Annotated in this window: 14 protein-coding genes; 3 read left to right on the top strand and 11 right to left on the bottom strand. The window is 71.9% G+C overall.

Annotated features, from left to right (window positions below):
- The first annotated feature begins 514 nt into the window (after positions 1-514).
- On the top strand, positions 515-1,738 hold the full coding sequence (locus ACIQMJ_RS27090; RefSeq protein WP_499763801.1) for a PP2C family protein-serine/threonine phosphatase: 1,224 nt from the start codon (positions 515-517) through the stop codon (positions 1,736-1,738).
- 78 nt (positions 1,739-1,816) lie between these two features.
- On the opposite strand, the gene ACIQMJ_RS27085 is transcribed toward ACIQMJ_RS27090, so the two are convergent.
- Together ACIQMJ_RS27085 and ACIQMJ_RS27080 are read right to left on the bottom strand one after the other, a co-directional pair.
- Positions 1,817-2,047 (bottom strand): hypothetical protein, encoded by a 231-nt coding sequence (locus tag ACIQMJ_RS27085; protein WP_499763800.1) that lies wholly within the window; start codon positions 2,045-2,047, stop codon positions 1,817-1,819.
- A 57-nt stretch (positions 2,048-2,104) separates the two neighbouring features.
- Entirely contained in the window at positions 2,105-3,232 is a 1,128-nt protein-coding gene (locus ACIQMJ_RS27080) for an RICIN domain-containing protein (RefSeq protein ID WP_499763799.1), read from the bottom strand.
- A gap of 507 nt (positions 3,233-3,739) precedes the next feature.
- On the opposite strand from ACIQMJ_RS27080, the gene ACIQMJ_RS27075 reads away from it, so the two are divergent.
- Positions 3,740-9,901, top strand: coding sequence for an RHS repeat-associated core domain-containing protein (locus ACIQMJ_RS27075; protein WP_499763798.1), 6,162 nt, complete (start codon positions 3,740-3,742; stop codon positions 9,899-9,901).
- On the top strand, positions 9,901-10,380 hold the full coding sequence (locus tag ACIQMJ_RS27070) for a hypothetical protein (RefSeq protein WP_499763797.1): 480 nt from the start codon (positions 9,901-9,903) through the stop codon (positions 10,378-10,380). Before ACIQMJ_RS27075 ends, ACIQMJ_RS27070 begins: the two co-directional genes overlap by 1 nt.
- Before the next feature lie 69 nt (positions 10,381-10,449).
- Here ACIQMJ_RS27070 and ACIQMJ_RS27065 read toward each other — a convergent pair whose 3' ends face one another.
- From ACIQMJ_RS27065 to ACIQMJ_RS27025, 9 genes are all read right to left on the bottom strand, one after another.
- Complete coding sequence (locus ACIQMJ_RS27065; RefSeq protein WP_499763796.1) at positions 10,450-13,962, bottom strand: RICIN domain-containing protein; 3,513 nt, start codon at positions 13,960-13,962, stop codon at positions 10,450-10,452.
- A gap of 181 nt (positions 13,963-14,143) precedes the next feature.
- On the bottom strand, positions 14,144-14,704 hold the full coding sequence (locus ACIQMJ_RS27060) for a hypothetical protein (protein ID WP_499763795.1): 561 nt from the start codon (positions 14,702-14,704) through the stop codon (positions 14,144-14,146).
- Between the two features lie 5 nt (positions 14,705-14,709).
- A complete protein-coding gene (locus ACIQMJ_RS27055) occupies positions 14,710-14,994 on the bottom strand; it encodes a hypothetical protein (RefSeq protein WP_499763794.1) in 285 nt (94 codons plus the stop codon).
- A 103-nt stretch (positions 14,995-15,097) separates the two neighbouring features.
- On the bottom strand, positions 15,098-16,201 hold the full coding sequence (locus ACIQMJ_RS27050; protein WP_499763793.1) for a DUF8225 domain-containing protein: 1,104 nt from the start codon (positions 16,199-16,201) through the stop codon (positions 15,098-15,100).
- A gap of 24 nt (positions 16,202-16,225) precedes the next feature.
- On the bottom strand, positions 16,226-17,782 hold the full coding sequence (locus ACIQMJ_RS27045) for a hypothetical protein (RefSeq protein ID WP_499763792.1): 1,557 nt from the start codon (positions 17,780-17,782) through the stop codon (positions 16,226-16,228).
- A gap of 299 nt (positions 17,783-18,081) precedes the next feature.
- On the bottom strand, positions 18,082-18,513 hold the full coding sequence (locus tag ACIQMJ_RS27040) for a hypothetical protein (RefSeq protein ID WP_499763791.1): 432 nt from the start codon (positions 18,511-18,513) through the stop codon (positions 18,082-18,084).
- 376 nt (positions 18,514-18,889) lie between these two features.
- The gene (locus tag ACIQMJ_RS27035; RefSeq protein WP_499763790.1) at positions 18,890-20,593 is read right to left on the bottom strand and encodes a serine/threonine-protein kinase; all 1,704 of its coding nucleotides are present in this window, start codon (positions 20,591-20,593) and stop codon (positions 18,890-18,892) included.
- Between the two features lie 57 nt (positions 20,594-20,650).
- Positions 20,651-23,344, bottom strand: a complete 2,694-nt coding sequence (locus ACIQMJ_RS27030) for a hypothetical protein (protein WP_499763789.1) — start codon at positions 23,342-23,344, stop codon at positions 20,651-20,653.
- Positions 23,345-23,458: 114 nt separating this feature from the next.
- Positions 23,459-25,345: a multicopper oxidase family protein gene (locus ACIQMJ_RS27025; protein WP_499763788.1), complete on the bottom strand. Its 1,887-nt coding sequence runs from the start codon at positions 25,343-25,345 to the stop codon at positions 23,459-23,461.
- Positions 25,346-25,427 lie beyond the last annotated feature (82 nt).

The following is a 25,427-nucleotide window of genomic DNA, read 5'->3' as shown; positions in this document are numbered from 1 at the left end:
TCGGTCGCGACTTCAGGGAACGATCTCCTGCTGGGCGAGCGGTGTCGAGCATGGCCGACGAAAACCTTTTCGGCAAGAGGCCGCCGCGGCCGTCGAATTGAGGGCTCGCGTTCGACGAGGTCGCCATGCCCGGCCGGCGGACCGCGAGTGAATTCGACTGCGGCAGGTGGAGAACGGCATCACCACCGACGGCGCGGACTGGTTGCTGCGACGCCGACCACATGGACGCCCGCGGAGGTCGTGGACTCCGAAGGCCGGACCCGGATCCTGCTTTCGGCCCAACCCCCGCACCGTCGGCTGAACGACGAGGTCACGCCCGCCGGGCCCGGTCCCCGGCGGGCGGGCCCGCCCGGACGAGGTGATCGACTCGCCGGGGCCGCGGTGCGTTGGCTTGGGGCGGGCGCAGCAACTACCGTCTCCGGTACGACCGTCTGCTCGGCGCACCACCGTGGCTCTGTCACGCCCGTGCTGTTCACTCGGCGCAGCGGCCAACACCGGGAGACGGAGTCGTCGAATGACAGACGTGGGGAGGCTGACCCGACGCCTCCGCGTGCTCGAAGCGATCACCGACAGCGCGCTGCGCGAGCTGGAGCTGGACAAGCTGTTCGACGTCCTGCTGCGCCAGGTCCGGGACCTGTTCGAGGTCGACACCGTGACCGTGCTGCTGGCCGACTCCGGCGGCGGCCAGCTGGTGGCCCGCGCCACCGCCGGCCTCGAGGAGGAAGTCCTCCAGGGCGTGCGGGTGCCGATCGGGTCGGGCTTCGCCGGCACGGTGGCCCGGCGTCGCGAGCCGGTGCAGATCGACCACGTCGACGCCTCCACGGTGGTGAACCCGCTGCTCTGGCAGCGGGGGTTGAAGGTCATGCTCGGTGTGCCGATGGTGACCGACGGTGAGTTGATCGGCGTGCTGCACGTCGGCAGCACCGCCGCGCGCCGGTTCACCGACGAGGAGGTGGACCTGCTCCAGCTCGCCGGTGACCGGCTGGCGATGGCCGCGCACCTGCACCGCTCCCGGGCCGAGTTGACCGCGGCGGCGATGTTGCAGGACAGCCTGCTGCCGGGTCGGCTGCCGACCGCGCGGGAGTGGGAGTTCGCCGCGCGGTACGTGCCCGGCGCCGGCAGCGGCGTGGGCGGGGACTGGTACGACGCGTTCGAGCTGCCCGGCGACCGCATCGGATTGGTGATCGGCGACGTCGTCGGCAGCGGGCTGTCCGCCGCCGTGGTCATGGGTCGCTTGCGCAGCGCGCTGCGCGCGTACGCTCTGGAGTTCGACGACCCGGCGGTGGTGCTGGCCAAGCTGGACCGCAAGGCCAGCCACTTCGAGGCCAACACCATGGCCACGGTCGCCTACGCCGTCATCCACCCCGCCACCGCCCGGGTCGACCTCGCGCTGGCCGGCCACCTGCCGCCCGTCCTCGCCGTGCCCGGCGAGGTGTCCCGCTTCGTCGACGCCCCGGTCGGCCCTCCGGTGGGCCGCGACCTGGCCGTCTCCGGGCGCGTCGGCACGACCGTCGAGCTGCCGTGCGGCGCGCTGCTCGCGTTCTACACCGACGGGCTGGTGGAACGCCGGGAATCGGACCTGGACGTCGGGCTGGAGCGGCTGCGCGGGGCCGTCGCGCCGGCGGACGCCGAGACCGCCTGCATCCGGATCATGGCCACCCTGATCGGCAACCGGCCCGCGGCCGACGACATCGCCCTGCTCGTGGTCCGGCGCCGTCCCGAGGTGACCGAGCCGTGACGGACGGCCGCGGCGTGCGGTGATGGCACCGCGGGCGGGGTGGGCCCGGCGGTCGTGCCGGCCCCACCCCGCCGAACGTCACCCGCCGATGGCGGCTTGCGGGCCGGCGTAGGTGCGCACCAGGTTCGGCACGTCCGCGGCCGGGTCGAGCGCGTAGGCGTAGTGCGCACGCGGGTCGAACGCGTCGCCGCCGGTCTCCCGCTGCCCCGTGGAGTTCACCACGACGCTGCCGGACTGGCGCAGCTGGGCGGTGTCGTCGCGGTAGTACGGGTCCTTCACCCGGTCGTAGTAGCTGTTCTCGATGACCATCTTCGTGCTGCCCCGGGCGTAGTTGCCGTAGCCGGTGATGTTCTGGAGGTAGTTGTTCTACAGGTGGGCGTTGGCGACGTTGTCGGTGCTCAGGTTGCGCGAGTTGTTGTCGTGCATCCAGTTGTGGTGGATGGTCATGCGCGCGGTGACGTTGGTGGTCCACCCGATGCCGAACGCCTTGTTGTTCTCGCCGAGGCGGTTCCAGGACACCGTGACGTTCGTGCTGTCCTTGCGCAGGTCGATCAGGCCGTCGTTCATGCGCAGGATGGTGTTGTGGTCGATCCAGACGTTGCGCGAGGCGTCGACCTGGATGCCGTCGTAGTCGTACCCGTCGTCACCCGGGTCGTCGTCGGCCATCCTGGTGTCCCGGATGGTCAGGTTCCGGATGATCACGTTCGACACGCCGTTGAGGTTGAACCCGCCGTTGACGATCTGGCCCGCGGTGCCGACCCCGATGATCGTCTTGTTGGAGGCGACCTTGACCTCGGTGCCGTACGGCGTCACGGTGATCGCCCGGTCCACCCGGATGGTGTACGCGGCGCTCGCCGAGGCGTAGCGCACCAGGTCGGCGTAGGTCGTCGCGGTGACGGTCGTGCCGCCCGCGCCACCGGTGGTGCCCGCGGCGAACCCGTCGGCGGCGTTGGACCAGGACCGGCCGCCCACCGGCGTGAACAGCCACTGCTTGTTGCTGTTGGCGGTGCAGGTCTCCTGCACGACGGGGATGCCGTTGTCCGGCGCGGCGTCCTTGTTGGCGAGGCACAGGCCGGACTGGGCGTTGACGAGTTGGTAGGTGCCGGTGCCCGAGGGGGTGAGGCGCCATTTCTGCATCTGACCGTCCCAGCAGCGGTATTGCTGGGCCTGGAGGAACATCGTGGTGGCGCCGTGGGGGATGTCCAGGCACTTGCCGCTGGCCACGTTCGTCAGGGTGAACAGGCCGGACCTGGCGTCGCGCAGGGTCCACTCCTGCATGGTGCCGGAGGAGCAGGTCCACTGCTGGACCTTCAGCTCGTCGACAGCTCCGCCGTAGGGCACGTCCAGGCACTTGCCGCTGTTCTTCACCGCCACGGTGTACGTGGAGCCCGCGGCGGGGACGGCCGCGGTGGCGGTGGACGGCGCCAGGACCGCCACGCCGACGACCAACGACACGACCGCCGCGGCGGCCCGGAACCCGCTCGGCGGCCGCACCGGCCACCACCTCCGTCGAGCGGGATCGACTTCTCTTCTGCCGTGCACGGGGCGTTCCCTTCCTCAACCGGCGTCGATGACGGCGAGCCCGGCCGGGCAAGGGCGTGGCCGGGGCTGCGGGTACACAGACACCGGCGGTTGTTAGCGATAACACAACGGCGTGACGTTCACTCGTTCGGACTAGTCGGTCAGGGTCAAACCTGAGGGCTCTCTTCGGTAAACCGAAGGCGCCCGATGTTTAGCCGGTGGCCGACCGTGTTCTGCTCGATGTGACGGAGACCGGGAAATCCGGTGCCCGAAGCCTCTCCGCTACGGCGACCGGCAGCAGTCCGCCTGCGCCGAATAGTCCTACCGACCTGGAATCCACCGGTGTGCGAGTGGCCGGGCGTCACGGGCGGCGACCCCGGCGTGACGGGAAAGCTCTGGCCACGCCCCCGGTGTTCTGCTGAATTCTCAACAGGCAGTTATGCCTTTCGGTTACCCATGTACGCATCGGAGGACACCTGCATGCTCCGAAGATCACACAGGTGGGCGGGCACGGCGATCGCCGGGATGATGATGGCGAGCGCGATCGCGGCCATCCCGCCGAGCGCCACGGCCGCGACCGACCCCGAGTGGGCGGCGCCCCGTGAGAAGTCGATCGCCGTCACGAACGCGACCGCGCCGCCGGTGGGACCGGGCGCCGCGGAGGAGAAGGCCCTCAAGGGCTCGCCGAAGGTCTCCTGGCCCGGCCCGTCGACCACAGAAGTGCCACTGGGGGCACAACAACGTGCGGCCGCCCCTCCCGGACCGATCCGCGTCACGCGCGCGGGCGACGCCGGAGCGCGAGCCGCGGAGACCGGCGCGGTCCGGGTCGAGGTGCTCGACAGGCGGCTCGACGGCCCGCTGTTCCGGCTCGGCGGCGCGGACGCCAAGCCGCTCTCCGTCGAAGTCGACTACTCGGGCTTCCGCGACGCGTACGGCGGCGACTGGGCCAACCGGCTCAAGCTCGCCGTCCTCCCGGAGTGCGCCCTCACCACCCCGGACCGCGCGGACTGCCAGGGCAAGGCGCTGAGCACCCGCAACGACGGCTCGGGCACCCTGACCGCGGAGGTCACCCCCGCGCCGAACCAGGTGTTCGCGGTCACCGCCGCCGCCTCGTCGGGCGCGGGCGACTTCGGCGCGTCCTCGTTGTCGCCCGCGACCACGTGGACCACCGGCGCGTCGTCGGGCGACTTCAGCTGGCAGTACGAGATGGAGACCCCGCCCGCCCTGGAGGGCCCCGACCCCCAGCTGGAGCTGTCGTACAACTCCGGCAACGTCGACGCGCGGACCTCGGCCACCAACAACCAGCCGAGCTGGGTCGGCGAGGGCTTCGACTTCAGCCCCGGTGGCTACATCGAGCGGCGCTACGCCGGTTGCTCCACCGACACCAAGGACAGCAGCAGCACCCGCAAGACGGGCGACCTGTGCTGGCGCACCGACAACGCCACCCTCACGCTCAACGGCGGCGGCGGTGAGCTCGTGCGCGACGACGCCAGCGGCGCGTGGCGGCTGCGCAACGACGACGGCTCGCGCATCGAGCGGGTGACCGGCAAGGACAACGGCGACAACGACGGCGAGTCCTGGAAGGTCACCACCAAGGACGGCACGCAGTACTTCTTCGGCCTGAACAAGCTGCCGGGCTGGACGACCGGCAAGCAGGTGACGAACTCCGCGTGGACGGTGCCGGTCTTCGGCAACCACGCGAACGAACCGTGCCGCCAGAGCACGTTCGACGCGTCCTGGTGCCAGCAGGCGTGGCGCTGGAACCTCGACTACGTCGTCGACGTGCACGGCAACACGATGAGCTACTTCTACAAGACCGAGTCCAACAAGTACGCGCGCAACATGACCTCCACCAAGGTCAGCCCGTACGTGCGGGACGGCTACCCCGAGCGCATCGAGTACGGGCAGCGCGACGGCGAGGTCTACACCAAGCCCGCCGTGGCCCAGGTCGTGTTCACCGTGGCCGACCGGTGCGTCCCCGGCACGGACTGCGTCACCACCAAGCCGGAGAACTGGCCCGACACCCCGCTGGACCAGCTGTGCACCAGCACCACGAACTGCGGCACCCGGTACACGCCGACGTTCTGGACGCAGAAGCGGCTGGCGAAGGTCACCGCGAAGGTGTGGAACTCCACCGCCTACAAGGACGTCGACTCCTGGGCGCTGACGCACAGCTTCCCCTCGCCCGGTGACGGCACGCGGGCGGGCATGTGGCTGGCGTCGGTCCAGCGCACCGGGCACGTGGGCGGCACGCTGAGCCTGCCCGCGGTGACCTTCGACGGCATCCAGCTGGCCAACCGGGTGGACGGCATCGACGGCATCCCGCCGATGAACTGGTGGCGCATCAAGGCGATCCGCAGCGAGAGCGGCGGCGAGCTCGCGGTGAACTACCTGCCCAAGGAGTGCGTGGCGCCGACGAACCTGCCGGCCGAGGACGCCAACGCCAAGCGGTGCCACCCGCTGAAGTGGACGCCGGACTCGTTGGACGACCTGTCCAAGGAACGCCTCGACTGGTTCCACAAGTACGTCGTCTCCGACGTGACCGAGAAGGACATGGGCGCCACCGGCACCGTGCCCGAGGTCACGCAGGTGGAGTACGTCGGAACTCCGGCGTGGCACCACGACGACGAGGACGGCCTGGTCCCGGCCGAGCGCAAGACCTGGTCGCAGTGGCGCGGCTACGACCGCGTCCGCACCCGCAACGGTGCGGCCGGGGGCGTGCAGGAGATGACCGAGGTCCTCTACTTCCGCGGCATGGACGAGGACAAGACGGCCGCGGGCGGCGTCAAGGACGTCAAGGTCGTCGACTCCAACGGCGTCGCCGTGGAGGACCGCAACGACCTCGCCGGCGCCGAGCGGGAGCGGATCTCCTACGACAAGGCGGGCGGCGCGGTCACCCAGCGGTCCATCACCGACCCGTGGGTCTCCGCCCCGACCGCGACCCGGGTCCGCAGCTGGGGCACGACCAAGGCGTACAAGGTCGCCGAGGCGGCCGTGCGGCAGACCGAGGTCCGCCCCGGCGGCGCGCAGCTGAAGTCGGGGGCCAACAACGTCTACGACGCCGACGGCCTGCTGCTGCGCACCGAGAACCTGCACGACCTGGACAACCCGAACGACGACACCTGCACCAGGTACAGCTACGCGCACAACCCGACCACCCACGTCACCGACGTCGAGTTCCAGGAGGAGACGGTCCGGGTCGCGTGCGACAAGACGCCGAACCTCCCGGACGACCTCGTCGACGTCGAGCGCACCTACTACGACGAGAACGAGACCCTCGGCGCCGCGCCCGTGCGCGGCGACCCGACCCGCCGCGAGGAGCTGGCGGGGTGGGCCAACGGCGCGCCGACGTTCAAGACCGTCGGCCGGTCGAAGTACGACGCGTTCGGCCGCCAGGTCGAGAACTACGACGTCTTCGGCAAGAAGGCCACCACGACCTACGAGTCCTCGGTCGGCGGCCCGGTCACCAAGGTCACGACCACCAACCCGCTGGGGCACACGTCGTCCACGGAGTTCGAACCGGCCTGGGGCGAACCCACCGCGGCGGTCGACACCAACGGCAGGCGCTCCGAGGCGGCCTACGACCCGCTGGGCCGGGTCGTGAAGACCTGGCAGCCGGGCCGGGCCAGGTCGGAGAGCCCCACCACGGAGCACACCTACCTGGTGCGCACCACCGGGGCCAACGCCGTCGTCAACCGCACGCTGCAACCGGACGGCGCGTACGTCACCGACGTCGACCTGTACGACGGCCGGATGCGGCACCGGCAGAGCCAGGACCCCGCGCCGGGCGGCGGTCGCGTCGTCACCGACACGATCCACGACTCGCGCGGCCTGGAGATCAAGGAGAACGGGCCCTACTACAACGACGCCCCGCCCGGCACCGACGTGGTGATCCCGGACGAGGCGGTGCTCCCGGCCCAGACGGTGTTCGAGTACGACGGCGAGGACCGCCTGAAGGCCGAGATCTTCAAGGTCGAGGGCGTCGAGAAGTGGCGGACCACGCACGCGTACTCGCTCAACCGCGTGGACGTCGACCCGCCGGACGGCGCCACCCCGACAACCAAGATCATGGACGCCGAGGGCCGGCTCGTGGAGCTGCGCCAGTACAAGGGCAACGCCCCCACGGGCGAGTACGACTCGACGAAGTACACCTACACCCCGCACGGCCAGCTGGAGACCGTGACCGACCCGGCGGGCAACGTCTGGCGGCACCACTACGACCTGCTGGGCCGCGAGGTCAAGGTCGAGGACCCGGACCGCGGCGTCACCGAGTACACCTACAACGACGGCGACCAGGTCGCGACGAAGAAGGACGCCCAGGGCACGGTCCTGGCGTTCGCCTACGACGACATCGGCCGGCCGACCGCGGTGCACGAGGGGTCGCTGACCGGGCGCAAGCGGGTGGAGTGGACCTACGACAAGCTGGCCGACGGCACCGCGGTGCCCGGCGTCGCGGTCTCGACCACCCGGTACGTCGACGGCAACGCCTACACCCAGGCCGTCACCGGGGTGGACGCGGGCAACCGGCCGACCGGGTTGACGATCACCATCCCGGCGACCGAGGGCAAGCTGGCCGGGTCGTACTCGTTCACGACGTCCTACCGGGCCGACGGCGAGATCGACCGGGCGACCGTGCCGGCGGCGGGCGGGCTGGCCGGGGAGACGCTGACCTACGGCTACAACAGCCTGGGCCTGCCGACCACCCTGTCCGGCAAGTCGACCTACGTCACCAACACCAGCTACACGCCGTACTCCGAGCCGGAGCAGGTGACGCTGTCGGCGGGCGGCAAGTGGGTCAAGCGGTCCGCCGAGTACGAGATCGGCACCCGGCGGCTGACCCGCACGGTCACCGAGCGGGAGACACCGGGCCGCGTGGTGGCGAACGTGTCGTTCGGCTACGACAAGGGCGGCAACATCACCCGGATGCACAACCAGCCGGGCGTCGACACCGCCGAACCTGCCGACACGCAGTGCTTCCAGCACGACCACCTGCGCCGGATGACCGCCGCGTGGACGCCGCGCGACGGCAACTGCGCGGTCGGGCCGGTGGGCGCCGCGTCGCTGGGCGGCCCCGCGCCGTACTCGCACAGCTGGAGCTACGACGCGGTGGGCAACCGCACGTCGGAGACCCGGACCGGCGCGGACGGCAAGACCACGTCGAGCACCTACACCTACCCGCAGCCCGGTCAGGCCCGTCCGCACGGCGTGCAGAGGGTGACCACGACGGGGCCGTCCGGCACGAAGGTCGACGAGTTCGGCTACGACCCCAACGGCAACACCGCCAGTCGCAAGCTGGGCACGTCGCCGGAGCAGAAGCTGGAGTGGGACGCCGAGGGCCAGCTGACCAGAGTCACCGACGGCACCAAGACCACGTCGTACGTCTACGACGGGGAGGGCGAGCGCCTGCTCCGCCGGGACTCCAGCGGCACGACGCTGTACCTCGGCACGACCGAGGTGCTGCTCACGCCGACCGGCGAGGTCAAGGGCACGCGGTACTACGTCCACGACGACGAGACGATCGCGGTGCGCACGCCGGACGACCGGCTGCACTGGTTGGACCCCAACCACGTCGGCACAGCGGAGCTGACCATCGACGCGGACACCCAGGAGGTGACGCGGCGGCGGACCGACCCGTTCGGCGGCGCGCGGGGCACCCAGCCCGCGACGTGGCCGGGGCAGCAGGGCTTCGTCGGCGGCACGATCGACGCGGACACCGGGCTCACGCAGCTCGGTGAACGGGCGTACGACCCGGTCACCGGGCGGTTCCTGTCACCGGACCCCGAGGTCGACTTCGGCGAGCCGCAGCAGCTCAACGCCTTCGCCTACGCCAACAACAACCCGGTCACCTACGCCGACCCGGACGGTCGGTTCTGGGTGATCGTGGCGCGGGTGGTGGCCACCAAGGTCCTCGTGCCGGTGGCCAAGAAGGTCATCGTGCCCGTGGTCAAGCGGGTCGGCAGCTGGGTCGGCAAGAAGATCTGGTCCGGTCTGTCCTGGCTCGGGCGCAAGCTCGGCATCGCGTGGGTCTGGGTCGTGAAGAAGGTGCGGACCTTCGTGACCAAGACGGTCCGCGAGTGGGTCGCGAAGACCGTCAAGAAGATCAAGAAGTCCAAGGTCTGGAAGGAAGCCAAGAAACGGATAGCCAAGGCGATCGGCAAGAAGAACGTCGAGCGCATCAAGAAGGCCGTCCAGAAGGTCAAGAAGATCTGGAAGAAGTTCAAGGAACGGCAGAAGGAGCGGAAGAAACCGCGGAAGAAGCAGAAGGAGAAGAGCCGCGGTCCGACACCGGAGCTCGTCGCCATCGGCAAGAACACCACCGTCGGCCCGCGGGTCGAACGACCGGGTGACTTCGAGCGCGACGGGGACGACGTCCTGCCGCAGGGCGGCAAGGCGAACCCGAAGGGGACGTCCACCTACGACACCGAGGAGAACCTCAGGAAGAACGTCGGTGGCGCGATGTGGCGGCTCCCGAAGGGCACCCAACTCCCGGAGGGCCTGGACTGGGTCAACGACGACAACCCGAAGGGGCACCACACGATCTACGCGACTCGCCGGATGCCGTTCAGCGAGTACAAGGCGAAGATCGAAGGGCTGCCGTGGGAGTATGTGAAGAAGGTGAAGAAGGACAAGGGGGCGAATTGATGGCCGACAAGGCGTGGCGGGCACTGGAACGCGCGGAGGACGCCTACCACCGCGCGGGTGACGTGGTCGTGTCCGGGGCGAAGGCGGTCGAGACGTTGCGCGCCGTGTTCGCGTCCGGTCAGGGCCACCACACCGCGCTGCGCCTGATCGGCGATCGCGCGCCGGACCACCCGGAGCTGGTGCGGGAGCTGCTGCCGGAGCTGTTCGACGCGGCGCTGGACATCAACCCCTACGCGGCCCGGGCCAGGTTCGTCCTGGCCGGGCTGCCGTCCCACCTGCGCGACCCGCTGCTGGAGCCGCTGGCGGCCCGGGAGATCGCCGACCCGGACCCCGACCGCTGGGCGCAGCTGCGCGGCCTGGCGATGCTGCTGGAGCAGATCGGCAGGCTCGACATGCTGGAGTTCCTGAAGGACGCCGTCCGCGACTCGCCCGAGGAGGCCCTCCGCTGGATCGCGGAGGACTTCCCCGAGCACGGTTAGTCGGAGCACGGCCGGTCGAACACCCGGAGGGGGTGGCCACGCACCGCGTGGCCACCCCCTCCGCCGTGGTCAAGGCTCGATGCGCAGGACGTAGCGCTGGTGCGCCGCGCCCGAGCACGTCGCCTGCACGACCGCCGCGTTGTCCGCGGTGCTGCCGCCGGTCACGGTGACGCACTTGTCGCTGTGCACGATCCGCGGCTGCACCACCACGTCCATGCCGCTGCCGCCGACGTAGTCGAGCCGGAACTGCTGGTTCGGCTGCGGCACACCGGACGGGTCGCAGGTGAACTGGGCGATCGCCACGTTGTCCTCGTGCTTGGAACCGCCGATGTCCAGGCACTTCCCGGACGCCGCGACCTTGATCCGGTAGTACGGCGTGCTGCCGATCCGGTCCAGTTCGAACTGCTGGTGCGCGGCCGTCACGACGCACGCCTGCTGTTGCAGCGGGCCGCCGTTGGCCACGTTGCCCGCCGGCACCCCGGCGCACTTGTCGGTGTGGCTGGGGTGCAGCCGGTAGCGACGACCCGGTTCGACGTAGACGGACTCGGTCACGTCGGCGACCCTGCCCTGCCAGTCGGTGCGCTTGCCCGCGAAGGCCGCGCCGGTGGACAGGAACGTGTGCAGCTGCCGGTCGCCGCCGCCGGTGTCGTACAGGGTCGCGATGTCGCCCAGGCCGTCACCGTTGAAGTCGCCGGCGGCCAGCACGGTCCTGCTCGCGTCGAACGTGCCCGCAGCGCCGCTGTCCCAGCCCACCGACGGCGTCCACGTGCCCGTGCCGGCGGTGAACAGCACGACCTGCGTCGAGGCGTTGCCGCGGTCGTACTCGGCGACGATCTCGTCCTTGCCCGCCGCGTCACCGGTCACGTTCGTCGCCACGAACGTCGCCCGCGCCCGGTCGAACGCGAGGGTGCCGCTGTCCCACTGCTGTACCGGCGCGGCGAACGCGGTGCGGTCGGACGCGTGCAGCCACAGCTTGGTGTTCGTCGTGCCGCCCGCGCCGCGGAAGGCGGCGAGGTCGTCATCGCCGTCGCCGTCGAAGTCGCCCGCGACGGGGGAGAGGTGGTTCACGTCGAGACCGCCCACCCCGCTGTCCCACTGCACGACCGGCGCGGCGAACGAGCCGCCGCTCGCGCGGTGCAGCCACAGCTTGGTCTGCGCGCCGGTCAGGCCCTGGAACACCGCGAGGTCGTCGTCACCGTCGGCGTCGAAGTCGCCCGCCGCCAGCCGCAGGTGCGACAGGCGGTAGTCGCCGGTCCACCGCGGCTCGCTCTCCGCGTCGAACCGGTTGCTGTCCGACCGCAGCACGTACAGCCGCACCTTGCGGTCCGGGTCCTCGCGCAGCACGGCGATGTCGCCGCGGCCGTCGCCGTCGAAGTCCCCGTTGACGTGCTTGATCCGGTACATCGGGAAGCCGCCGCTGACGTCGGTGTCCCAGCCGACGTAGCCCGAGGCGAAGCCGTCGCCCCGGGACTGGAAGTTCCAGGCCGACGTGCGCCCGTTGCCCTGGTCGAACAGCGCGGCGAAGTCGGCCCGCCGGTCACCGTTGGTGTCGGCGCGCACCGCCGCGCCCGGCACGACCCGCAGCGTCGCCGTCAACGTCCACGCGGGCCCGGAGGGGCTGATGTTGCCCGCCCGGTCGACCGCACGGACGTACAGGGGACGGGTGGAGGAGTCCTCCCACAACGTGATCGGCACCGTGGCGGAGCCGTTCGCGTCGGCCGCCACCCACATCGTGGTCTTGTCCTGCTGGAACCCGTACCGGAACCCGGCGACGTCGGTGTCACCCGACGCGCGCGTGAACGTCACCGTGCCCAGTTCGCCCACGGCGCGGACGGCGGTGTAGTCGGGGAAGTCCGCCGAGGTGACGGTCGGCGTGCCCGGACGGGTCCGGTCCACGGTGAAGTAGCAGCGCGGCGAGTCGGTGCTGCTCGTGGTGTCGTCCCAGATCCGCGCCCGGTAGTTGAACACCTTCCCGGGCTGGTCCTCGGGCAGCACGCCCGCCGGCAGCGGCGACCACGTGAACGCGCCACCGGACTTGATCGTCGGCCCGTCCACGGTCTTGACGACCGCGTCGCCGTCCAGGATTTCCAGCTGGCCGCGCACGTTGTCGCTGTCCGGGTCGGACGCGATCGCGGAGAAGGTCGGTGACGCGGAGTTCAGCGCCGTGGGCGCGGCGGCGGTGCCGCACGGGGTCGGCGGCACGGTGGTGAAGTTCATCGGGGCGCGCGGCGCGTTGTTGTACTCCACCACGAGCCGGGCGGTGTTCGGGTGGAACTTCTTCCACTGCCCGGAGTTGGTCTCGCTGGGCGCGCGGAACCCGAACGTCAGCGAGCCGGCCTTGGCGTTGGCCGCGTTCTGCACCACCGTCTTCAACGCGGCCGAGCTGAACTCCATCGGCATGTCGGGCTGCGTCGTGCCGCACCCGCCCGCCTCGTTGGCGTTGCCCGACCGGGTGTCCAGCTTCTGCAACCACCACGTGGACGAGGTGTTGTTCCAGGTGACGGCGGTGGCGGGGTCGATGGCCCTGGTGTGCCAGAAGTCCACCGCCGTCGCCGTGCAGGCGCCGGAGTGGTCGAGCGTGATCGCGAACCAGGTGTTGACGATGTGGCTGCCCGCGAACGGGGCCGCGTTGACCTGGAAGAACGACCGGTAGCGCGACACGGGGGACTCGTAGGGCTGGTAGCCGACGCGCGCGGTGTCACGCTGGCTGGTCCAGTAGGACGTGTTCGGGCTGTACTCGTTCACCGAGGTCCACTGGTACTGCGTCGCGCTGTAGGACGGGTCGATGTAGAGCGGGAAGCCCGTGTCCGGGGCGGTGAGCATCGCCGCGTCCGGCACCACCGTCAGCTCGTCCCGGCCGACGTGCAGCCGCATGGGCCGGTGGTCGACCTCGGGCTCCCGAGCCGACCGCGCGGCCGCCGGGGTGTCCCACATGGTCGGCGTGCCGGACACGAACACGGCCCTGCCCTCGTCGTCGACCGCCGTGGTGGCGCCGTTCTCCCCGGCCTCGACGCGGACGCCCTCGGTCGAGGTGCGGTACTTGATCTCGCGCAGCGCCGGGTTCGCCGCCGCTTCCGCGTTGTGCACCACCAGCACCTGCGAGAACCCGTCCAGGTCGGCGCGCACCCGCAGGTCCACTCCCGACAGCACGTCCCGGTAGGTCGCCGTGTCGCCGTCCAGCTCGGGTTCGGGCAACGGGTCCGGCCAGGACAGCGCCAACCGCTTGCCGTCCCGCCGGATCGTGGCCAGCGCACCCGTGCCGCCACCGGTGAAGCTGAGGTCGACCGGCGTGGCCTTCGGCCGCACCGTCCCGTCCGCGGCGCGCACGAGGGTCGTGTCGACCGGCTCCCACCCGTTCGCGGTGCGCGCGCGGAACGGCCGCACGTACTGCTCCACGGTCTTGGTGCCCGACGGGTTGCGGAACACCCGCGTGGTCTCCGTGCCCAGCTCCACCAGCTCCACCCGCTGCTGCGGCGCGGGTTGCGCGACCGGTGCGGGTTCGGCGTGCGCCGGCGCCGTCGCCAACGCGCACACCAGCGCCGCGGTGCACGCGCTCGCGCGCACCGCTCTGCCTGATCTCATCCTTCGTCCTCCAGATGTGCCGGCGAGGACTGGGACAGCGCGCGCAAGCGCCCGTTGTGGCCCCCAGACCGAACGTCCTCGCACACCGGATCCTCGCAGGTCCCGGACGAAGAGGACATGCCTCGACGGACCAAAGGGGAGGGATCCGCCCGGAAGTCGGGGAAGGTGTGGCGTCCGGCGGTCAGGCCAGGTAGGTCAACAGGGTGCTCCTGACGAGGGACTGCCACTCCGGTGGCAGCGTCCTCGTCCCGAACCACGAGATGTTGCAGGTGGTGCTGTTGTAACCGATGTTCTGGGGCCTCTCGACCGGGTAGACCGCCCCGAAGCCGATGAACGTGTGCGGTATCTCGCCGAGCATGCCGCACATCTGCTTGTGCAGGGCGATGCTCCCGGGGCCGTTGTGCATCGGCTCGCGCGCGGCGCAGTTGATCGACGGGTCCGTGCCGTCCCAGGGCGGTCCGTACTCCTGCCGGATGCCGGGGAGCAGGAACACCGTGCCGGTCGGCACGGTGCCGTAGCAGCGGTTGCTGAACGGCAGGACCGACATCAGGCCGGTGACCCCGTAGCCGTCGGCGGTGTTGATCCCGGCCAGTGCCCGGTAGTTCCGGACGGAGTCGTCGGTGACGTCGGTCGTGTCCGGTATCGGCGGCCCGTCGCCCTCGTCGAGCCGTTCGGCCGGCTCCGGCAGCGGCTCCTCCTCGAACACCCGCAGGAAGTCGTGGGCCGGACCGGGCGCGGTCACCCGCCTCACCCCGCCGCGATGAACGAGAACGGCCGGTCGGCGGTGCCGCCGCTGTTGTCGTGCGTCCACACCGTGACGTGCTCGACGGCCGGGTCGGACACGCTGGTGACGTCCAACCCGCTGTACCGCCCGGTGAGCGTGGTGGTCGTCGTCACCACGGCGGGCGTGTTGGAGAACTTCGCCGCGAACGTGAGGTAGTACTGGCCGGTGCCCTTCTTGTCCACCTTGTACCCGATGCCCGAGTAGATGGACCCGTCCGCGTTGACCACACCGCAGATAATGTTCGTCATGCGGTCGAGTATCGGCAGGAAGCCGATCCCGGCTCCCGGGTGTCAGCCGGAGGAGCGAGGCGTTCATCCGGCCAGGTGACCGGGGGCGTCGCGGGCACACCGGTCACAGCAGCCGGGACACCGCGAACGGCGACTGGCCGCCCAGGCCCCTGACGGCCGGCTGGGCGGTCTCGACCGCCTCGACGCAGCCGGTGAACGGCTCGACGGTGCTCTTGCCGATCCGGCAGCCGACCGCGGTGGCCTTGATCGAGATGAAGTCCGCGATCTGCGCGCCGAACAGGATGGGCCGGCCGAGGATCCGGATGTCGCCCACCCCGTAGCCCGCACCGGGGGGCACCTCGAACACCGCCCGGACCGGGTGGTCGGCGTCGCCCCGGACGTAGGTCCAGAACGTCTTCGGGTCGGCGTTGTCCGGGGTCGCCCACCCGGCCGTGGACAGGTCGTCGAAGTACAGCCCGACGGGGTTCGCCAGGGCGAGGTCGGCCTTGAGGCGTGCCACGGAGTTCACCACCCCGCCGATGTGCGGGTCGCTGTTGCGCTGCGGCGCGCCGTACTCGCCGCAGGCGATCAGCTCCTGCTCGTCGGTGAGCACCTTCCCGTCGATGCGGCGCACGATGCTGGCGGCGGCGCACAGCTCGATCTCGGCGCCCAGCGTGTTCGACGCCTGGACCAGGTGCATCGCCCCGTTGACGGTGTCGGTGTTCCACCGGTTGCGCCTGATGTAGGCGCCGGAGCCGTCGAAGAGGTCCGCCTCCGCCACCCGGCCGTCCAGGTGCTCCCGGTACAGCGCCAGCACGGTCCCGGGAGAGGTCCGGGCCAGCACCTCCCAGTACTCCGGCCCCTCGCAGGTGAAGGTCACCCTGCTGATCCTGCCCGCCCCGTCGCGGACCACGCTCCACTCGCAGTACTCGTCCTGGACGTCGCGGGACCGGTCGGCGGCCGTCCAGCGCTGCCGGTCGGAGGTGGCGCGCACCTTGACCTGCCGGGGGAACGCCGTCCAGGTGACGTCTTGGAGCACCGCGTCGTCGGCCGTCCCGGTCCTGGTCAGGTTGTAGTACTGGGCCCGCGGGCTGTCGTTCGTGCGGTCGGTGTTGCCCTCGATCGCCCGGTCGGTGGCGTCGGAGATGAAGTCGTGCCAGGCGCGCCGGCCCTCCTCGTCGAGGTCGGTGAGGTGGCCCGGCGGGTCGAAGGCTCGCAGTGGTGGCATGGGAGGGCTCCTTGTGCGGTGGCGTCACGTCTTCGGGCGGACCGAGCCGTCCGGCGCCATCTCGAGCAGCGGGGCGTCGTCGGGGATGGAGGTCCGCGGCACGGTCAGGGTGAACTCGGCGAGCTTCGACCACCGGAACTCCCGGCGGCGGGACTCGGCCAGGCGGACGTAGTCGTCGGTGCCCTCCGGCGTGCCGAGGCGGGCGGTGACGGCCCGCACGTAGTCGTCGATCCGGGCGGCGAAGCGGTCCGGCCAGTCCGACACGGCCCAGTTCGCCGCGAATTCGGCCTCGGGCGACGCGTCGTCGTCGGCCGCCGCCGCGATGGCCGCCGCCAACCGGTCGTCCAGCCCGTCGCCCACCGCCGTCGGCGTGGTCGGGCAGTGCGCCATGAGCCGGGCCCGACGCCGGCTGAAGACCGGGTTGGGGAAGTCGACCATCAGCGCGCACGCGACGAACCGCGCGCCGAGGAGGCCGGTCTGGATCATCCGGTCGACCACGTGCAGGTCCTCGAAGGCGGCCTCGGGCACGACGAACGCGAAGAACGTGTCGCCCGGCCGGGAGAAGTCGCCCTCGGTCAGCCGGAAGTCGTAGTGCCGGAGGCGGTCCAGGTAGAGCGGCGCCGACATGGCCGGGATGCCGAAGCCGGCGGGTATCCCGAGGACGTCCAGCAGGGCCTCGTTGTGCAGCCAGAAGCTCAACGGCGGCTCGAACGCGTCGCGGTCGTCCAGGCTGGTGAACTCCGCCGTGCTGCTCGCCAGGTTGACCGTCGTGGTGGTGAACAGCTGGCGCAGCAACCAGTCCGGGTGCTCGATCGTCCCCGACGCGGTGGCCGCGCGCAGCCGTGCGGTGGTCCACCGGTCGACGGCGGCCCGGATCGTCGGCTCCAGCACCTCGGCGTTGGTGAGGAACGCGAACAGCGGGCTGCTCCGGACCGGGTCGTCGGGCGCGAGGTGGATCGCCGCGCTCATGGAGTGCCAGTGCAGCCACGGCTGCTTCAGCTCCTTCATCACCACGCTGCCGTTGACGTGGCTGTCGAAGCACGCCCGGCCGCGTGACTCGGGTCGCAGCGCGGTCCACGAGTCGCCGCACCACACCCAGGCCCGGTCGAGGCGCACGTAGTAGTGGAACCGGCCCGCTTGGTCGTCCCACGCCGCGACTTGGAGGAACGCGTTCGGGGTCTGGTCGGTGGCACTGGTGCTGATCATCAGGTCGGCGTCCGAGCCGCGTCCGCGCACGACCGCGAAGCGGAAGTCCTTGACCAGCCCCGGTGCGTCCCCGAGCTGCCCGGCCTCGCTGATCAGGTACGACCGGACCTCCGGCACCGCGCCGACGCGGTCGAGCCCGGCCATGACCTCCCCGGCGGTGAGCGGGAAGTGCCCGTGGCGGAAGAACGTCGTCGCCATGGGGTCCCCGAGCGCCTCGCGTTCGGCGGCACCCATCACCCGCGGACCACCGCCGTCCCCGACGTCGACGAACCGGTAGAGGGTGCCGGGCCGCAACTCGGCGTGCGCCGCCCCGTCGAGGGACCTGACGCCCCCGTACCGCGCCGTGGCGCGCCTGCGCTGTCTGAACTGCGCCATCTCACTCCTCGACCGGACGTGGCGCCCCTCGACCCCCGAGGTGGTCACCACGTCCGCGGCACACGGAACCCGGCCGAGAGATGCGCTGCTCTTCGCCGGCCCGGACCTCGCCCACCCGTATCCGGGACCACCGCGCGACCCCCCGGTTTCCCCGCCGGTTCAGGCTGCGCGCCGATGTGCCCTGATCACAAGGATTACCCGCCCGACAACTCGAAAGAGTGAACGTCGCCGCGCGTGGCGGACGTCCGACTAGGACTGTCCACGAGGGACTGTCGAGGGCGGACTCGGCCCCAGTCGGCTCACCACCAGACCGTGGAGTTGCCCGCCGTGCACGTGCCGTTGGCGTTGACCACGTAGCACGCCCGGAAGGCGCGGTTCGCGCTCGAACTCGTCGGGTAGGCTTGGGTGTAGTTGCGGTTGCCCGCGGTGTAGGTCGAGAAGTCGTCCGCGACGCGGTCGCCGTTCAGGTCGACCTCGAAGCGGATGTACTCGGGCCCGGTGTAGTCCAGGATCCGCCCCCAGCCGTACTGCGCGCCACCGCAGTTGCCGTAGCGGACCTGGACCACGCGGTTGTCGACCGTGCGCTGGACCGCCGTGAGCGGGTTGGCGCACGTCGCCGGATCGCTCCACCACGGCGCGGCCGCGCTCGCGGTCGCAGCCGTCGCGGTGATCAGCGCGCCGGTCGTGGCGGCGGTCGTGAGAACGGCCGCGACTTTCGCTGTCTTCTTCATCATTCCCCCTGGTGCCAGTGTCCAGGGCGGTGGAAAAACCCGAACTCGGCCCGTGCGCGATGTCCCCGAGCGAAGTCGTCACTTCCGGCGCAGTCCGTGTCGTCGCTCCCCAGTCGACGTGAGCGCCTCACCGCCCATCCCCATCGTCGCACCACTGGTGGGGGATGGGAACCAACTCGATCGGGTGAACACCTACCAGCGGTGCGTGCCTGACCGCACGGATCGGCTCACGGCTGGTGGGCGAACCAGTGGAGCTCGCGAGGTGCCGGCGTGTCGGTCACCGCCCCGTCGCGAACCGTCCACGCGATCGACCGCCGCCATGACCGTGCACGGCACCCGCACCCGCACCCGCACCGGCGACCGGTCTCGGCGCGGGTCACTTGTCGCGCGGGTAGGTCTTCTGGACCTCGCCCTGTAGGCTCGCCTGGAGGTAGGCGCCGCCGTAGTCGTCGGCCAGGTACACCCGCAGCGACGGGGTCTTGTCGATGATGTCGCAGTCCACGATCACGTAGCGCATGGTCGGCTTGGGCACGCCCAGCTCGGTGGTGGCCCGGTCGAACAACGCGGGCAGGGCGTCCCAGTTCACCGCGTTCAGGTCGAGCACTGCGCGGTCGGCGTCCACGCCGTCCGGGCCCTTCCGGGTGGCCTTGCCGGACCGGTACTCGAAGTCGTCGAAGCCGTGCGTGACCGCGGCGGTGGGGGCGACGGCCGACACGTGGTCCGACCACAGCGTCACCTCGGACACCTTCGTGCCGCCCATCGCCTCCACGAGCGCGGCCACGGCGGCACGCGCGCCGGCGGGGGTGAGCAGGTCGGTCTTCGCCGAGTCGGCCGCCGTGGTCGGCGAGCCGACCGGCACGCCGGTGTTCGGCCGGGCGGTCGACGACGTGGTCGACGGGCCCGCCGCGGAGTTCCCCGGGTCGTTCCCGCCCGTCAGCTTGACCACCAGGACGGTGGCCGCGACGACCAGCGCCACGCCGACCAGCGAGAGCACCACGGCCCCGGTCCGCTTGCGCGGCACCGGCACCGACATCGGCGGCGCCGTCGGGTAAGCCTGCTGGTAGCCGTGGTGCTGCGGCCCGCTCACCGGGATCCCGCCACCCGGGGTGGCGCCGACCGGCGTCCCACCGGCGGGCGTCGGCACGGGCTGCGCGTAGCGGTAGTGGGGCTGGGGACCGCTCGCCGGCTCCGGCGGCGCCGGGAACCCCACCGGGGTGGGCGGCCCCACCGGGGTCGCCGGGCCGTGCTCGGCCGCGGCGAACATCCGGTCCAGCACCTCGCCGGTCGGTCGTTCGGCGGGGTCGTTGCGGAGGGCCGCGTTGAGCGCGGGCGCGAGGGCGCCGGCACGGCGCGGCGGCGGGACCGGCTCGGTCATCACCGCGGCGAGGGTGGCCATCGTGCTCGCGCGGCGCATCGGGTGGTGGCCCTCGACCGCCACGTACAGCAGCATCGCCAGCGACCACAGGTCGGACGCGGTGTGCGTCTCGTCGCCGCGCAGCCGCTCCGGGGCGATGTACTCCGGCGACCCGATCACGTCGCCGGTCGCGGTGAGCTGGGTCGCGCCCTGCAACGCGGCGATGCCGAAGTCGGTCAGCACGGCGCTGCCGTCGGTGCGCAGCAGCACGTTGCCCGGCTTCACGTCGCGGTGCATCACGCCCGCGGAGTGGGCCGAGCGCAGCGCCGCGAGCACGTCCCGCCCGACCCTGGCCGCCTCGGCGGGGGAGAGCACGCCCTGGTCCAGCCGCGCGTCCAGCGACGTGCCGCGGACCAGCTCCATGACGATCCACGGGTACGGCGAGTCGGCCGAGTCGATGATCTGGTAGATCGACACGACGTTCGGGTGCTGCAACCGGGCGAGCGCGCGGGACTCGCGCAATACGCGTTCCCGCAGCTGCGCGGCCATCGCGGGGTTGGCCTCGACCTGGTCGGCGTCCGCCGGGCGGACCTCCTTGATGGCCACCTCGCGGTGCAGCCCCAGGTCGAGGGCGCGCCAGACCGTACCCATGCCGCCGCTGCCCAGCCGTTCCAGCAGCTCGAACCGGCCGTCCACGATCCGACCGGCGTGCTCTCTCTCAGACACCGCCCAACGCTAGCAATCGCCCTCCGGAGGTAGGAGAACCGGAGGTCACGTCGGGGGTCAGCGCGCCGCCGCCGGGCCGTCGGCGACCTCGCCGGTGATCGGGACGCGCGGCGAACCCGGGGTGCTGGTCCCGACGTCGAAGCGGATCAGCTCGACCTGCTCGACCTCCGCGTCGGCCACGGTCAGCACGGAGACCTCCTTGGTCACCTCGCCGCGGAAGAAGTAGGCCGTCACCTGCAACCCGGTGCTCGACAACGGCCGCGAGGGCAGCGGTTCCTCCCGGGAGACGCGTTGGCGGAACCACGTCTCGTCGACGTCCGTGGTGGACAGCTCGACCCCGTCCGGGGCGACCGGCCGACCGGTGACCGTGAAGTTCGAGTCGGTCGGCGAGGACAGCGTCAACCGCCAGGTCAGGGTGCCGCCCTCGGTGACCGCGCCGGTGACCGGGGTGGCGGTGATGGTGGGCTCCGGGTCGTCGTTCGGCACCGTCAACCGGTCCGTGTAGCGGCCGACGACCGCGCCCCGCACGGCCTTGGCCAGCACCACGCGCCGCAGGTCGAAGCTCCACCGGGTGTTGCCGTTGACCTCCACCGGCACCTCGACCTCGTGCTGCCCCGGCTCGATCGCCACCAGCCGCTCGGTGTACGAGCGCCCGTCCTCGCTCTGCACGAACACCCGCACGGAGGCCGTGCCGGCACCGGTCACCGAGACCGGGAACCGGACCGTCCGCGTGCCGGAGTCGCCCTCCTCGACGGTCAACGCCCCCACGTCGACGCGGGGCAGCGCCGCGGGCCGCGGTGCCGGCAGGCCGGGCGCCCAGCCGTGGGCGTCGATGAGCCACGCCTGGCCGGGGTCACCGCGCGGGACGAGTTCCAGCGCGGCGACGCGGCGCAGGTCGACCCCGCGCGCCGGCAGCGGCACGCGGACCTCCTGCGCCCAGCGGGCGGACAGCCGGTCGGTGGCGGGCAACCCGTCCAGGGTCACCGAACCCAGCTCGGCGCGCCGCCCGGCCGCGTCGGTGACGGCCACGTCGAACCGGGTGGCCGCGGTGTTCGGCGGCACGGCCAGCCGCAGCGCGAGGTGGCGCGACCCGGCCAGGGACACCGGCGTCGCCGGGCGCACGGTCGCGGCCTGCCCGGCCGCGGTCCAGCTCAGCGCCACGGCGGACCGGCCGGCTTCCGGCACCATCCGGTTGAACCGGACGAAGTGCGGTGACGGTCGGCTCGCGGCCGGGTCGACGCACGCCGCGGCCGGGTCGGCCGAGACCTGGGCGCACACCCGCGCGGACCCGGTCGCCGAGGTCGTCTCGTCGGGCACGACGAACGGGGAACGCGCGCCGCCCACGGCGTGGGAGAGCACGCGGGCCGGGTCCGCGGAGGGGGCGCGGACGCCGGAGCCGTCCAGCAGCGGCAGCACCCGCCGGTCGCCGGCCACGAACAGGCGCGCCGCCGCGGCGATGTAGGTCGCTCCCGCGGTCTGCTGCTGCGCGGCCGTGAGGCGGGTCGCGGTCCCCGGCGAGCACACCGCGTCGACCCACGAGGCGGGGAAGTCGTCGTTCGCCGGCGCCTCCGCCTGGCCGGGGGTCCACTCGGTGTTGAAGAAGTTGTGGTTGGCGCCGACGAGGTACAACGCGCTGTGCAGCGCCGTCCCCCGGCTCACGCCCCGAGTCGCGTCCACGAAGAGCTGGCCCTGGAGGTCGGACACGTCGCCGTCGCAGCCGGGCAGGACCGTCACCGACGGCACGTCCGGGGCGGGGTTGTGCCCGAAGATCGTCGGGCCGATGAGGAAGGTGCCCTTGATCGTCCAGCGCGCCGGGCTGTCGCCCGGGGGCGGGGAGAGGCTGTCGACGGCGGCCCGGTTGACGCCCTCGCCACCGCGGGAGTGCCCGACCAGCAGCACGTTGCCCAGGTCGGCGACGGGCGCGGCGCGCACCACCTCGGGCGCGGAGGCGCGATCGGCGCCCGCCCAGTCCGCCCACTTCGCCAGGTGGGCGCGGACCAGGGTCGACCGCGCGCCCGCGCCCGCCTCGACGTCCAGCGTGTCGTGGGCGTTGACCGCGTTGGCCGACACGGACACGGTCACGTAGCCCTGCGAGGCGAGCAGCTGTTGCGCCTGGAGGTAGCCGCGGTGGCTGGGCACCGGCTTGGCGGGCGCGGGGCACGGCCAGTCCAGCAGGACCTGGGTGCCGTTGAAGCAGGTGACGTGCCTGCCGTGCAGGAAGAGCGCCAGCGGGCGGGGGCCCGGCGCGTCGGTCGGCGCGACGACCACGGCCTGCATCTCCAGCGGCGCCGGGTAGCCGGGCACGGTGATCGGGTCGAGCGCGTACTCCCCGGTGCGGGTGGCGAACGGGCCGGGCCTGCCCGGATCGGTGTCCCCGGCGGGCCGCAACGCGGGCGGCGTGGCGCTCGCCGAGGTCGACGGGGGAGCGGGCTCTTCGACGTCCAGCCGCCGGCCCGACGCCCGGACCTGGAGGCGGTCGACGTCGTCGACCCCGGCCGCGTCCAGCGTGTAGGTGCGCAGGTCGGTGGACGGTCGCGGCACCCCCAGCAGCCGGCCCCCGTCCCAGAACTCGAGCGCGGCGCCGCCGGGCGGGACCGGGGCGGGCGCCGTCCACGTCAGCCGCGTGCCGGTGACCGCCCACCCGACCGGCGGCGGGGCTTCCGCCGCCGGCCGGGCCTGAGCGGTCGTCGCGGCCGGTGCGACTAGGGTCGCGACGACCAAAGCGGGTAACAAGAACCTCAACGCGCGCATGTGCGATCCCCCTGATCGACCGACGTCCCACCAGTTCTAGCGGTCGCGGACGCCGGGCCACAAGGTCGGCGAAACTCTTGCGCGCGTTGATCAGTCCACAGTGGACAGGCGCGGTCAGGCCGCGTTGCCGCCGTGGCTCCGGGTGTCGTTCGCCACCTCGCCGTGGTGGTGCCCGCCGCCGAAGCGGTGGACGTGGAAGCGCGCCGCCTCCGCGGGCATCACGACGAACGGCCGCATCATGCCCTCGTCCTCGTGGTCGAGGATGTGGCAGTGGTACATGAAGTTGCCCGTCGCGCCCGCGAAGTGGCCCGCGATGGTCAACCACTCGCCGGGGCCCACCAGGTAGGTGTCCTTCCAGCCCTCTTCCTGCGGGTCGAGCGGCCGGCCCGGACCGGGCGCGGGCAGCGGCGCGGTGGTGCCGCCGGTGGCGACGTCGAACCCCGTGACGTTGCCGGTGGCGGCGTCCCTCGGGTACTGGGCGCGGGACAGGGCCTGGAACTGGGTCATGTGCACGTGCATCGGGTGCGCCGGCCCGCCCAGGTGGATGAAGTTCCACACCGCCCAGCGGCCGTGGTCGATGAACACGCTCGTGGTGTCGTCGAAGAGGCTCGCGACCCGCTCGAACGTGCGCACCCGGCCGGTGTTCGGATCGGTGAGCTGGATGATCCCGGGCGCGGCCTGGTCGGCGGGCGGCCGGTCGTCGGTGAGCTCGCGCAGCTCCCACATCTGCGGGTGGCCCTCGCCCGCCGTGCCGGGCGGAACCAGCGCGATGAACACGTGGTCGTGGTCGTCGGGGATCGTGGTGCCGTGGTGCAGCCGCACGTAGGACGTCGACAGCACCTCCGGCAACCGGAAGCGGTCGTGCCGGTCGCGGTCCTCCACCCGGAACTGCATGACCGACGGCTCGGGCGCCGCGGTCGGGTGCGCGTTGGTCAGCCGCACCCGCCTGCCGCGCAGCCGCGAGAAGTCGACCAGCAGGTCGACCCGCTCGGCCGGGGCGACCACCAGACCGCCGGCCGGCAGCGCGGCGGGGGCGGGCAGCAGGCCGCCGTCCGTCCCGATCTGCCGCACGGCGTCGTCCAGCGGCTCGCCGGTCTCGTCGTCGACCAGGCGCAGCTGGTAGGTGCGCGCGTTCGAGGCGTTGACCAGCCGGAACCGGTACCAGCGCGCCTCCACGTCCAGGTGCGGCCAGATCACCCCGTTGACCAGCGTGAACGGCCCGGTGAACGGCAGGTGCAGCACCTGGCCCGTCGGCGTGGTCAGGTAGGGCACCTTGTAGAGCAGCTGCCCGGTCAGCGCGCCCGACGCGTCCGTGTCGAGGTTGCGGTCGGTGATGACCAGCGGCACCTCGTGCGCCCCCGAGGGCAGGTCGAGCGCGTCCTCCTCCTCGTCGCGGACGAGGTACATGCCCACCAGGCCCGCGTGCACGTTGAAGCGGGTGATCGCCATGGCGTGGTCGTGGTACCAGAGCGCGGTGGCCTGCTGGCGGTTCGGGTACTCCGTGAGCTGCGAGGCTTCCTTGAGCACCGCGTTGTGCGCCCACCCGTCGTTGCCGCCGCCGGTGAGCGCGCCGTGCAGGTGCACCACGGCCCACGACGGCAGGTCGGACACCCCGTCGACCGGCTCGACCCCCTCGGGCAGCGAACCGTCCGGTGCCCGGAACCCCGGGCTGTTCTGCGGCCCGGACGCGAGCGGCGCCCGCACCGCGACCAGCGGCATCTTCCCGTCGACCTCGTTGGTCCAGGTCACCCGCAACCGGCGGCCGCTGCGGACCTCGATGGTGGGCCCGGGGAAGTGGCCGTCGTAGGCCCACACGGCGGTGGGCGGCAGCTGCGAGTGCAGGCGCACGGCCGTGCGGACCATGGTCACGGTGAGCGCGTCCTGGTGCCACCACGAGTGGGGCCGGACCACCGGCGGCACCCGCAGCGGGTCCAGGAACCTGGTGAGGCCGAACGTGGGCCCCTCGGCGACGGACATGGGCGTGCTGATGAGATCGGTCATGAGAAATCGCCCCCCGGCATTGCGAACTGCGCGCTGCCCACCCGCCCCGAAGGGCGGGTGGTGCGCTATCCCCCTCGCACGG

The organism is Actinosynnema sp. NPDC091369 (assembly GCF_044757065.1).
GTDB lineage: Bacteria > Actinomycetota > Actinomycetes > Mycobacteriales > Pseudonocardiaceae > Actinosynnema.
This window is presented reverse-complemented; position numbering and strand designations above follow the sequence as displayed.

What these genes read in the sequence shown, in the direction of transcription:
- ACIQMJ_RS27090 (WP_499763801.1), top strand. Translation starts at nt 515, where the DNA reads ATGACAGACGTGGGGAGGCTGACCCGACGCCTCCGCGTGCTCGAAGCG.
- ACIQMJ_RS27085 (WP_499763800.1), bottom strand. Translation starts at nt 2,047, where the DNA reads ATGGTCATCGAGAACAGCTACTACGACCGGGTGAAGGACCCGTACTAC.
- ACIQMJ_RS27075 (WP_499763798.1), top strand. Translation starts at nt 3,740, where the DNA reads ATGCTCCGAAGATCACACAGGTGGGCGGGCACGGCGATCGCCGGGATG.
- ACIQMJ_RS27070 (WP_499763797.1), top strand. Translation starts at nt 9,901, where the DNA reads ATGGCCGACAAGGCGTGGCGGGCACTGGAACGCGCGGAGGACGCCTAC.
- ACIQMJ_RS27065 (WP_499763796.1), bottom strand. Translation starts at nt 13,962, where the DNA reads ATGAGATCAGGCAGAGCGGTGCGCGCGAGCGCGTGCACCGCGGCGCTG.
- ACIQMJ_RS27055 (WP_499763794.1), bottom strand. Translation starts at nt 14,994, where the DNA reads ATGACGAACATTATCTGCGGTGTGGTCAACGCGGACGGGTCCATCTAC.
- ACIQMJ_RS27050 (WP_499763793.1), bottom strand. Translation starts at nt 16,201, where the DNA reads ATGCCACCACTGCGAGCCTTCGACCCGCCGGGCCACCTCACCGACCTC.
- ACIQMJ_RS27045 (WP_499763792.1), bottom strand. Translation starts at nt 17,782, where the DNA reads ATGGCGCAGTTCAGACAGCGCAGGCGCGCCACGGCGCGGTACGGGGGC.
- ACIQMJ_RS27040 (WP_499763791.1), bottom strand. Translation starts at nt 18,513, where the DNA reads ATGAAGAAGACAGCGAAAGTCGCGGCCGTTCTCACGACCGCCGCCACG.
- ACIQMJ_RS27030 (WP_499763789.1), bottom strand. Translation starts at nt 23,344, where the DNA reads ATGCGCGCGTTGAGGTTCTTGTTACCCGCTTTGGTCGTCGCGACCCTA.
- ACIQMJ_RS27025 (WP_499763788.1), bottom strand. Translation starts at nt 25,345, where the DNA reads ATGACCGATCTCATCAGCACGCCCATGTCCGTCGCCGAGGGGCCCACG.